The sequence below is a fragment of the Methanobrevibacter filiformis genome, assembly GCF_001639265.1.
Taxonomy (GTDB): domain Archaea; phylum Methanobacteriota; class Methanobacteria; order Methanobacteriales; family Methanobacteriaceae; genus Methanacia; species Methanacia filiformis.
In genome coordinates this window covers 1-11,815 of sequence record NZ_LWMT01000278.1, presented here as the reverse complement: position 1 = coordinate 11,815, position 11,815 = coordinate 1, and the positions used below count along the sequence as shown (strand labels likewise).

At 27.9% G+C, this 11,815-nt stretch carries 8 protein-coding genes and 1 tRNA gene; 7 read left to right on the top strand and 2 right to left on the bottom strand.

What is annotated here, in order from left to right:
* Positions 1-531: 531 nt before the first annotated feature.
* The gene (locus MBFIL_RS09200) at positions 532-1,782 is read right to left on the bottom strand and encodes an adenosylhomocysteinase (protein ID WP_066973808.1); all 1,251 of its coding nucleotides are present in this window, start codon (positions 1,780-1,782) and stop codon (positions 532-534) included.
* A 501-nt stretch (positions 1,783-2,283) separates the two neighbouring features.
* Here MBFIL_RS09200 and MBFIL_RS09195 point away from each other — a divergent pair.
* The 7 genes from MBFIL_RS09195 (at position 2,284) to MBFIL_RS09165 (ending at position 11,088) form a co-directional block, all read left to right on the top strand.
* A tRNA-Met gene (locus tag MBFIL_RS09195) sits at positions 2,284-2,392 on the top strand.
* Between the two features lie 541 nt (positions 2,393-2,933).
* Entirely contained in the window at positions 2,934-4,088 is a 1,155-nt protein-coding gene (locus MBFIL_RS09190) for an aldo/keto reductase (RefSeq protein WP_066973806.1), read from the top strand.
* A gap of 386 nt (positions 4,089-4,474) precedes the next feature.
* On the top strand, positions 4,475-5,803 hold the full coding sequence (gene glnA, locus MBFIL_RS09185; RefSeq protein WP_066973804.1) for a type I glutamate--ammonia ligase: 1,329 nt from the start codon (positions 4,475-4,477) through the stop codon (positions 5,801-5,803).
* 338 nt (positions 5,804-6,141) lie between these two features.
* Entirely contained in the window at positions 6,142-7,833 is a 1,692-nt protein-coding gene (locus MBFIL_RS09180; protein WP_066973802.1) for a DUF128 domain-containing protein, read from the top strand.
* 307 nt (positions 7,834-8,140) lie between these two features.
* Entirely contained in the window at positions 8,141-8,938 is a 798-nt protein-coding gene (gene modA / locus MBFIL_RS09175; RefSeq protein WP_066973800.1) for a molybdate ABC transporter substrate-binding protein, read from the top strand.
* A gap of 212 nt (positions 8,939-9,150) precedes the next feature.
* Complete coding sequence (locus MBFIL_RS09170) at positions 9,151-9,939, top strand: ABC transporter permease (protein WP_066973798.1); 789 nt, start codon at positions 9,151-9,153, stop codon at positions 9,937-9,939.
* Positions 9,940-9,951: 12 nt separating this feature from the next.
* Complete coding sequence (locus tag MBFIL_RS09165; RefSeq protein WP_066973796.1) at positions 9,952-11,088, top strand: ATP-binding cassette domain-containing protein; 1,137 nt, start codon at positions 9,952-9,954, stop codon at positions 11,086-11,088.
* A gap of 136 nt (positions 11,089-11,224) precedes the next feature.
* Here the strand turns inward: MBFIL_RS09165 and MBFIL_RS09160 are convergent, their stop codons facing one another.
* Positions 11,225-11,581, bottom strand: coding sequence for a hypothetical protein (locus MBFIL_RS09160; protein WP_066973794.1), 357 nt, complete (start codon positions 11,579-11,581; stop codon positions 11,225-11,227).
* Positions 11,582-11,815 lie beyond the last annotated feature (234 nt).

Sequence of the window (11,815 nt, the reverse complement as noted above, 5' to 3'; positions counted from 1 at the left end):
GACACACAAGACTAACAATATCAAGAATAAAAAACATGCTAAAAGAAAAATAAGAATATAAACAAAAAACATCACAACATTACACACTACATATCTAACATGAAAAATCCTTAACTTAACAGCTGTGGGTATTTCACCTATTTTCCCATCATTTTAAACAAAAAATTAATATTTATACATTGAATTGAGAAATAAAATTTTCTCAATTCTCACCATAATATGTTTAGTCTGATTAAATGACATATAAGGAGATTTTGCAAAATTTTCTATTTTGCGAAATCAGTGTATTTAAATGTTATAATTGAGAAACTAATTTCATACATTATTTACATAAATCATACTAAAATTATTGACTATTTTTTAATTCTAAGTAAAATTATCAAACATATTATTTACATAAAATAGCTAAGCAGTACAGTACATAATTAGTTCCCACATTTACACTATTTTTTAAAATAAAAACAATTTTCCTATTTACAATATCTAATTTAAGAAATTGAATTTAAATAGGCAAAACAAGTTCTTTTTCTCTTAAGTTCCTTCCTGCCAATCAGCTAAGTAGACTTTTTGGCGATCACTTAGGTCATCTATTTCAATGCCCATTGCTTTTAATTTTAATCCAGCTATTTCATAATCAAGTTCATCTGGAGATTTAATAACATCTACTTCAAGATCATTTTCAATTATATATTTAGCGGATAATGCTTGAGCTGCAAAACTTAAATCCATTATTTCTGCAGGATGTCCTTGTCCTCTTGCTGCTGCTAAGTTCACAAGACGTCCATCAGCAAGTAAATATATTTTTCTTCCATCTTTCATGACAAATTCTTCAATACTTTCTCTTACTTCACTTACAGATGTTGATTGACTTTCAAGATCAGGTCTATTGATTTCTACATTGAAATGTCCAGAATTAGCTAACATACAGCCATCTTTCATGTTTTTAAAGTCATCTCCACTTATAACATTGATATTTCCTGTTACAGTTATAATTAAATCCGCATGTTTTACAGCTTCACTAATTTTCATTACTCTGTAACCATCCATTCGTGCCTCAAGTGCTCTTATTGGATCGACTTCTGTTACTATGACATTTGCTCCAAGCCCATCAGCTCGTGATGCAACACCTCGACCACACCATCCATAACCTGCAACTACAACATTTTTTCCAGCTATTAACATGTTAGTTGTTCCCATTATAGCATCGAATGTTGATTGTCCAGTTCCATACCTATTATCAAAGAGATATTTAGTGTATGCATCATTAACAGCTATTAATGGAATCTTTAAAGCACCATCATTATGCATAGCTTGTAACCTATGAACACCAGTAGTTGTTTCTTCACATGCACCTTGAATTTTACTTAAAAGTTCTTTTCTTTCTTGATGAAGAACTAAAATCATGTCTGCTCCATCATCAATAATGACATCTGGTTTATGATCAAGAACTTGATTTATTGTCTTGTAATACTCTTCTTCTGTTTCTTCTCTCCAACCATACATGTTAAGACCAAGTGCTGCTCCACCTGCTGTTGCATCATCATGAGTAGATAATGGATTACAACCAGTCATAGCCACTTCAGCTCCACCTGCTTGTAGTGTTAAACCTAAATTTATAGTCTTAGGCTCTAAATGAAGACATGATCCTATAGTAATACCTTCAAATGGTTTTTCTTCTTCGAATTGCTTTTTAATATGTTCAAGAACAGGCATATGTTTTTGAACCCAATTAATTTTTCTTATTCCTTCGTCAGCAAGTGACATATCCTTAACATTACTCATAACAATCACAGATAACATAAAATTTAGTAATACATATTAATATTAATTTATACAAAGTATACTCAAATTATAATCAATAATAAACTATTTAATATCTATTATTCATACAAATTTTTTAATTAAGTGATATAAGTCTTAATCAAAAATATACTAGTGCTATGTATGTAATTAATAGTTAATAAAATTTTAAATAATATGAATTATTTTATTATCAAATATTAAATTAATGTTAAAATTGTGTAATTTAATTGTAAAATTAATATTAAGTTATAATTAATACTATTAAATATGTTATTATATTCTTAAATATAAACAACATTCATATAGCTATTATTTACCAACATATTAATTTAAATCATGTTAATATTCATATAGCTATTATTTACCAACATATTAATTTAAATCATGTTAATATTCATATAAATTATATAAATTATAATAATTAAGATGTACATCAATAGAAAACTTTAAATGATATGAAAACATGAAATTAAATAGTGTGCCGGGGTGGCTCAGTTGGTTAGAGCGCACGGCTCATAGGGTATTTAGTTTAGCTCTAACTGGTTCCTGGGATACCGTGAGGTCGCGGGTTCGAATCCCGCCCCCGGCATATTATGTATCCCAGGAAAAACCCATTATTAATTCTTATTCTAATTATTTATTAGTTCTAATTGATTTTATATTTACAATATATTCATTACATATACTAAATTTTGCTAATTTTAAAAATCTATAAACTTTAAATTTATACTTACTAATTTCTAAATTATATCTAATTCAATTATTTCAACTAAATATAAGTACTAAATATAAGTATTTCTAAAATATAATTAATATTCTAATATTAATTTAAATTATTTAAATTTAAGTTGATTATATTAAAGTTGATTATATTTAACTTGATTATTTAAACTCATTTTAATTATTATAAACCTAAAAGTTATTAATAGCTATTTAAATTAAACTTAAAATTAATATAATAAATTTATATCAATATTATCTAATTAATTAACTAATATTAATAACAAACTTAAACTAATTATTATGAATATTATGAATATTATTAAATAATTAATATAACATTATAATAATAGAAATATTATTAGGAATATATTAAATATAACCAACTAATTAATAGAAGAGTAGTTACAATGATTTACAGAGAACTTGGAAATACTGGAGAAAAAGTATCTATTTTAGGGTTTGGAGCAATGAGATTTCCAACCATAGGTGGAAAACCTGATCAGATTGAAGAAGTAGAATCAAATAAAATGTTAGAGTATGCTATTGAAAATGGAGTTAATTATATTGATACTGGTTTTCCATATCATAGTGCTACAACAACTGAGCCTGGTCAAAGTGAGCCATTTATAGGGGAATTTTTAAATAGAGGATACAGAGAAAAAGTATTACTTGCAACTAAACTACCAAGTTGGATTATTGAAAAAAAAGAAGATATGGAATATTATCTTGACCTTCAACTTAAACAGTTAGGTGTGGATCAAATAGATTTCTACTTAATCCACACTATTATCCAAGACTACTGGAACCTTTTCAAAGAATTAGATCTTGCTGAATTTTTAGATAATATAAAAAGTGATGGGAGAGTTAAATATGTTGGATTCTCATTTCACGATGAATTCGATCTACTTCTTGAGGTAATGGACCATTATGAATGGGACGTTGCTCAAACCCAAATGAACTATCTTGATGAGAATTATCAAAGTGGTCTCGAAGGTTTAAAATATATTGGATCCCAGAACGTAGGTAATATTGTTATGGAACCTCTTAGAGGAGGAAACATTGTAGAAAACATTCCAGCAGATATTATGAATATTTGGGACAAATCTCCAATAAAGAGGACTCCATTAGAATGGGCTTTCCAATATCTCTATGATATGGAATATGTCGATGTGGTATTAAGTGGTATGAGTTCACTTGAACAAGTTAAAGAAAATATAGCTATTGCGAATACAGGATATCCCAATACTTTAAGTGATGAGGAAAAAGGAATAATAAAAGAAGTTGCACTTGCATATAAAAAGAAAAAAGCCAATGGATGTACTCAATGTGGCTATTGTATGCCATGTCCTGAAAAGGTAGATATTCCAAATTGTTTTAAAGAATATAATATAGCTATGATGTTAGATAACCCTGAAGCAAGTGCTATGCAATATTTTTCATTAATAAAAGAGGAAAGTTTAGCATCTAACTGTATAAACTGTGGAAAATGCACCCCACATTGCACACAAATGATAAACATTCCTGAAGAACTTGAAAAAGTTAAAAATCTATTTGAGTCTTAATTTAGCCATTGCAAATTTAAATTAGATTTTAAATTAAGCTAAATCTTAAAATAGCTACTTTTATTAAATTTTATTTATAATCCTACTTTGCATTTAAAAAGATTTATATACCATTAGTTGGAAACATACTTCCGATGAAGAATTATTTCTTTGAATTTTATTAAATAGTGATAAATATTAATGAATTTAAATTTTAAAAAATTAATTATTATAAAAAAATAATATATTTTATCATATTAAAATTTTTAAAATTATTATACTTAAATCATTGATTAATATGGAATAAATCATGCAAATTTTAATAAAATATCTTAGATTAATTAATAGTTTATTTGATATATAAATTATTTTAGAATCAATAAAATAGTACTATGGAGATAGATTCCATGACAGATGTTGTAGGAAATGTAATAAAAGAAATTGAAGAAAAAAATATAAAATTTATAAGATTGCAATTTGTAGATATTCACGGTACTCCAAAAAACATAGCAGTGTCACTTGGAAAACCTGAGGACATCGAAGATTTATTTGCAGATGGAATGCTATTTGATGGATCATCAGTAGAGGGATTTGTAGAAATTCATGAAAGTGATCTCATATTAAAACCAGATCCAGAAACTTTTTCCCCACTACCATGGAGACCAGAAGAATCTGGTGCAGGTAGATTAATTTGTGACATATACACACCAGAAGGAGAACCATTTGCAGGAGATCCAAGAAGTATCTTGAAAAAATCCTTAAAAAAACTTGATGAAAAAGGGTACAGTTACAATATAGGTCCAGAACCAGAATTCTTTATTATTGACCAAGATGACGATGGAAATTACTATCCAATTGACAATGGAGGATACTTTGATGTTGAACCAGTAGATCAAGGAACCGACTTTAGAAGACAGTTAGTTATGGATCTTGAAAAATTAGGATTTGAACTTGAAGGAAGTCATCACGAAGTAGCTCCAGGTCAGAATGAATTAGCATTTAAGTTTGACCAAGCATTAAAAACAGCAGATGCTGTAATAACATTCAAACAAGCTATTAAAGCCATAGTAGATAATATTGGCTATCAAGTAACATTTATGCCTAAACCATTCTTCGGAGAAAATGGTAGTGGAATGCACTGTCACCAAAGCTTATTTAAAGGAAGCGAAAACCTCTTCTCTGATCCTAACAGTGAAAATGGATTATCTCAAGAAGCAATGTACTTTATGGGAGGAATATTAAAACATTCCGCAGCATTATCTGCAATTGTAGCACCTACTGTAAACTCCTACAAAAGACTTGTTCCAGGATACGAAGCTCCAGTATACAAAGCATATGGTTTAAAAAACAGATCTGCATTAATTAGAATTCCTGCAGCACGTGGAAAAGGAACCAGAATAGAATACAGATGTCCTGATCCATCATGTAATCCATACTTAGCATTTGCAGCTATGCTTGAAGCTGGTTTAGACGGACTTGAAAATAAAATTGACCCTGGTGAACCTACTGAAGTTAACATTTATAAATTAACTGAAGAAGACCTTAAAAAGCGTGAAATTGGTTTAATCCCCTCTAGCCTTTGGGAAGCATACCATGCACTTGAAGAAGATCCTGTTATTAAAGGAGCATTAGGTGATCACATCAGCGAGCAATTCTTAAAACTCAAAAAAGCTGAATGGGACGAATACAGAATCCAAGTATTTGGATATGAACAAAGGAAATATATAGGAATTTAATTTATATATAGGAATTTAATTAAGTAATATATTAAATTAAAAGATTAATTTTAATATTAATCCTTTTAATTTTCATTTTAAATATCTAACTAGATATAAATTAAGTAAATATAAATTAATTAAGTATTAAATAATAGTTATTAAATATGATAAATATTATTTAATGGTTATTTAATGCTATATAGATTACTAATTAATGATCCCTAAAATAGTTAAATAGTTACTTAATAATATAATAGTTATTAGATTATAAAATATGATTTTTAAAACAAATGAATCTTAAATGTAAGAGGATAATTAATTAGGTAATAGCTTAAGATTAGATCATAGGTAATTTTATGACAGAATCAGAACACAAAATGATAGAAATCCTTAGAATATTAGAAGAACATGATAAAATAATAGGTTCTAAAATCATTGCAGATGAGTTAAATAAAAAAGGATTTGACTTAGGAGAACGTGCTGTTAGATACCATATGAAAATCTTAGATGAAAAAGGTTTAACTGAACGTGTGGGATATTCTGGAAGAAAAATCACGGCATTGGGTAAAAAAGAATTAGACAAAGCATTAGTTTATGATCAAGTTGATTTCATCTTTTCAAAATTTGAAGAAATGATATATCAAACAGATTTTGATTATAAAACACAAAAAGGAAATGTAATAGTTAATTCATCAGAACTCCAAGTGGAAAAAGGAGCATTGGATGTAATAAAAGAAGCTTTCGAAGCAGGACTTGCTGTTAGTCCACTTGTAGATATGAAACAAGAGAAGATTGATGGAAAAGATATTTTAACAATGAAAACCATATGTGGAACAACCATAGACGGAATGTTTCTAAAAGAAGGAATACCATCACTTCCAAAGTACGGTGGACTCTTAGAAGTGAAAAATTATCATCCGATAAAATTTAAAGAACTGATTTCATATAAACAAACATCCATCACTCCAATTGAAGCATTTATCTCCGATAATATGACTTCAGTACTAAAAATAGCAAGAACTGGAAATGGAATGTTACCAGCTAACCTTAGAATTGTTCCAAAAGTTGGTAAACCTCAAACACTAAAAATACTTGAGAATTTGAAAAAATCCAAGATTGGTGGAACAATAGCTGTTGGTAAAAGTGGAGAAGAAGTTTTAGGAGTTCCTGTTCCTGAAGATATGTTTGGAATAGCTATTATTGGTGGAATAGCTCCATTATGTGCAGCAAAAGAATCAGGACATGAGGTTGAAATTAAATTAGGTGAGGAAATAATCCCTCTGAATCAACTAAAACCAATAGTTAAATCAAAAGAAACAATAAAGCCAGATCCACAAAATAAGAGTCACCCGAAAACAAAATTCGTCCTTACAAAAGCATGGAATTTAATGCAAAAAGTAAACTTTAATATTGAAACCCAAAGAGGAGATTTGATTACAAATATTTCATACCTTAAAAAAGAAGACATTCCAGAAGCTATTGAAATAATGGGGCAAGTATATAATGATTTAGATATTAATACAAGCCCATATTACAGGATAATTGAAACAAATGATAAAAACAAAATAGGAATAGAAACTATCTGTAGTCTATCAGTAGATGGAATACTTATAAATAATGGAATAATGTCCACTCCAAAATACGGAGGATTACTAGAATTAAAACCAAATCCAGAATTCATAGAACTGATTTCATATAATGGCTCATCAATAGATCCTCATGAAATATTTATATTTAAAAATATGACCTCAGTTTCTAAAGTAGAAACTGGATATAATATAGTTTTAGCATCTTTAAAAGAAGTTCCAAATATTGCAAGAGACAAAACAAAAGAAATACTCTCAAAAATAGAAGAAATACAATTACCAATATACAAAATAGGAAAACCAAGAGAGTTCGTATACAATGCTAAAGTAGATAATTACAACTTTGGAATAATTACTGGAGGAGGATTAAACCCAATAGCTGCAATTAAAGAAAAAGGAATAGATATTAATATAAAAGCTATTGAAGGAATAGCTAAATTATCAGATATGGAAACATTATAATTAGTTTTACAATTAAAATGACCATTATTTTTAATTTAATTACCCCTATATTTTTAATTTATTTTAACTTTTATTGAATAGCTATTGTTCTTAGATATTTAAAATAGCTATTATTAATAAGAACTATTTAAATAATCATGAACAATGATAAATTATATTGAATATTAACTACAATCTATTGTTTATTTTTATTTTAAAGAATTTTAAGAGAATATAATCAACACATTTATATAGTCATACTATGAATTATAATTATACATTATTAATAGTGATCAATTAAATATTAGTTATTTAAAAAGGTGAATTAATGGCAAATAAAAATATTATAGGAATAGGTATTATAATTATAATAGCTGTTGCAATTGTAGGATTATATGCAAGTGGATCCTTAAGTGGAGGAAGCGGTGAAGAAGGCACTGTTTATCTACTTGCAGGAGCAGGGTTTAGTAAAGTTGGTCCTGAGTTAATTAAAGAGTTTAATAAAAAGTACCCAAATATAAAAGTAGAAGTTAAATATGCAGGAAGTGGAGACTTATTTGCAATACTTGAGACTCAGAAAAAAGGGGACGTATTTATGCCTGCAGACTATAAATACATGGAAGATGCTATAAATAATAGCTATATTGAAAATAATACTGTGACAAATATTACCAAAAATGTCCCAGTTATCATAGTAGAAAAAGGAAATCCAAAGGGAATAAAGACCTTAGCAGACCTTAGCAAATCTGGAGTAAAAGTAGGATTAGGTGAAGCAACTGGTCCAGCTATTGGTAAAACACAAGCTAAAATCCTTGAAAAGAATAATTTAACTGATAATGTTACTAAAAATGTAGTGGTTACAAGTACAACAGTTAATCAGCTATTAACTTACATGGTTACAGGACAATTAGATGCAACAATCATTTGGGAAGATATGACCTCTTGGAAAGAAGGAGACGGTAAAATAGATGTTGTTAAAATACCAAAAGAGCAAAATATAATCAGTGATATCCCTACAGGAGTAACAACTTTTGCAGAAGATAAAGATGCTGCAACTAAATTATCTGATTTCTTATCATCAGATGAAGGAAAAACAATATGGAAAAAATGGGGTTTTGAGATATAAATAATCACAATAAACACATTGATTAGTTTTTAAGTTATTATTAAAACTACATTCAATACATATATTGATTTTAATATATGATTTTAAGAAAACTATCCATAAATTATATTACTATTTTTAATTTTTTTCTTTCTAATTTTTAAACTTTTTAATTTAATAAAATAGCTATTAATATATTAATTAATATTATGAAATAAAGTTAGGGAATTTAAATGCGATCTAAATTTGAATTAGGATTCATTATTATAACCATACTCATAACTTCCATGTTCTTTTTAGTTATTGGAAGTATGTTTTTAATCCCAAGTTATGAAGGATTCATAAATGCACTGCTATCAGAAAATATGATTTATGCAATAACTTTAACTATCTACACATCCATAATATCTGCAGCTATTGTAATGATATTTGCTATCCCAACAGCATATGCACTAAATAGGTATAATTTCCCACTTAAATCACTGTTCAAAGTTGTTCTTGACCTTCCAATAGCACTTCCAGAAATAGTTGTAGGTATAGCTCTCTTAATGTTCCTTGGATCTAATGGAATCGGAGAATATCTTGAAAATATAGGAATAGTACTAGTATTTAATAGCTTAGGAATAATAATAGCTCAATTTTTCATAGCATTCCCTTATGCAACAAGAATAATGTACTCTACATTTGCCTATATTGACCCTCGATATGAATTTGTATCAAGAAGCTTAGGTTACAGCGAATCCAGTACTTTCTTTAATATAACCCTTCCACTTGCAAAAGGAGGAATCATTACAACATCAATTATAGCACTAGCTCGATGTATTGGGACTTTTGCATCAGTACTTTTTGTTGGAGGAGGAATACTGATGAAAACAGAAACATTATCAGTTTCAATGTATCTTCACCTTTCAACAGGAGATATTGATTTAGCTATTACAGCAGGAATCCTACTTGTGATAATATCTATAATTACAATTGTGATTATGGAAAAATATGCCGAAAGTACACAAGAAAGTTTTTAAGGAGAAATATGAATGTATTTAGAAGTTACAAACTTATGCGTAGATCTCGGAGAATTTAAATTAGATAATATTAATTTAGCTATTGAAAAAGGAGAATATTTAGTACTAATTGGTCCAACAGGCTCAGGAAAATCCGTTCTACTTGAAACAATCACAGGTTTTTACAGTCCAGAAAGTGGAGAGGTGAAACTCAATGGAAAACTACTAAACAATCTCCCACCTGAAAAACGAAACATAAGTATAGTCTATCAAGACAATATACTATTTCCACATATGAATGTCTATGAAAATATAGCTTATGGGATAAAAAAAGATTTTAATAAAGAGGAAATAGATCAAAAAGTTACAGATATAGCTATTAAACTTAAAATAGATCATTTACTCCATAGAAATATTGCCACATTAAGTGGAGGCGAAGCACAACGAACATCCCTTGCAAGAGCACTTATAGTCAAACCTAAAATAGTTCTAATGGATGAACCTTTCTCAGCATTAGATATTTCAACACAAGCTAAGTTAACAACTTTGATTAAAGAGGTAGCAAGCTCTTATAATACAACATTTTTACATGTAACTCACAACTTTAATGACATCTGGAACTTAGCAACTAAGGTAGGAGTAATGAAAGGAGGTAAAATTCATCAGTGGGGAACCATTGAAGAAGTATTTTCAAGACCAGAAAACAGTTTTGTTGCAGATTTTGTTGGAGTTCAAAATATATTCAAAGGAAAAATAATAGAAATCAATAAAGATGCAGCTGAAATAGAATTAAATAAGAATTTAGTAATAACAAGCTCAGATAAACAGTGTCTTAAAAAAATATATCCTGAAGACAAAACATTTGATGAAATAAACTTTGATTCAAATGTTCTAATAGCTATTAGACCAGAAAGCATAATATTTTCAAATGAAAAATTCCAATCATCTGCAAGAAACCAATTAAAAGGAACAATCAAAGGATTTATAGAATCAGGTCCCAATTACTGGGTTAAAGTAGATGTAAATGGATTTGAATTTATAGGACTACTAACAAAAAGTTCAGCAGAAATTTTAGAACTTAAAAAAGGTAATGAGATATATTTGAGTTTTAAATCATTAAACGTTAATATGATTGATGAGTATCATTCATTTAATAAAGAAATACACTGAACTAATTCTTATCAAAACTTTTATTTCTGATATTTCCATTACATCACTATAGACAAAATCATTATTAAAACTAAAACTTTTATTTCTAGATTGTTGTATAAGTTTTGTATACAATTAAAATAATTATTCAATGTATTTATTTATATCTTTTAAATTTAGTTAGATAGCTATTTTTGAAATCATCTTCGTCACAAAGAACAATTTCATTAAATGGTTCGTGTTTCATCCTATTTAATGATTTTACTGCATCTTTTAAGCTTTGATGTCTGGTGTAAGCATATTTATTTGAAATATTAGGACTTTTAGATAGTGGTTTATTTATATTTGAAACAAAAATAAATTTTAAATTACAATCAACAAAAATATGTTTTTTAAGCCCCTTGATATCATCCAAATGATTTAACTTTAATAAGCAAGGAATTATAGAAAATACAGATTCAAATAGTTTGATTCGCAATATTTCAGTGTATTCTTTTTTCACAATACTTTTCATATTGCTTAAATATTTCTTTTCAATACTATCGAAATGATGATTATTGATAAGATCATCTATAATATAATCATAAGATTTCTTTTTTAAATCTACTTTTTTAAATTCGATTGGCTGTGCAATAATTAATTTTTCAGTTGATGGATGACAGTGAATTTTCTTAGTTGTGGTTAGATTGTAAATTATTTTTTGTAGTTTTTTTTATTTGTTGTCTATGTTTTTCATTGAATATCTATT

Bases quoted from the DNA above. Each gene is read 5' to 3' on its own strand.
- MBFIL_RS09200 (WP_066973808.1), bottom strand. From the start codon at position 1,782: ATGAGTAATGTTAAGGATATGTCACTTGCTGACGAAGGAATAAGAAAA.
- MBFIL_RS09190 (WP_066973806.1), top strand. From the start codon at position 2,934: ATGATTTACAGAGAACTTGGAAATACTGGAGAAAAAGTATCTATTTTA.
- glnA (WP_066973804.1), top strand. From the start codon at position 4,475: ATGACAGATGTTGTAGGAAATGTAATAAAAGAAATTGAAGAAAAAAAT.
- MBFIL_RS09180 (WP_066973802.1), top strand. From the start codon at position 6,142: ATGACAGAATCAGAACACAAAATGATAGAAATCCTTAGAATATTAGAA.
- modA (WP_066973800.1), top strand. From the start codon at position 8,141: ATGGCAAATAAAAATATTATAGGAATAGGTATTATAATTATAATAGCT.
- MBFIL_RS09170 (WP_066973798.1), top strand. From the start codon at position 9,151: ATGCGATCTAAATTTGAATTAGGATTCATTATTATAACCATACTCATA.
- MBFIL_RS09165 (WP_066973796.1), top strand. From the start codon at position 9,952: ATGTATTTAGAAGTTACAAACTTATGCGTAGATCTCGGAGAATTTAAA.
- MBFIL_RS09160 (WP_066973794.1), bottom strand. From the start codon at position 11,581: ATGAAAAGTATTGTGAAAAAAGAATACACTGAAATATTGCGAATCAAA.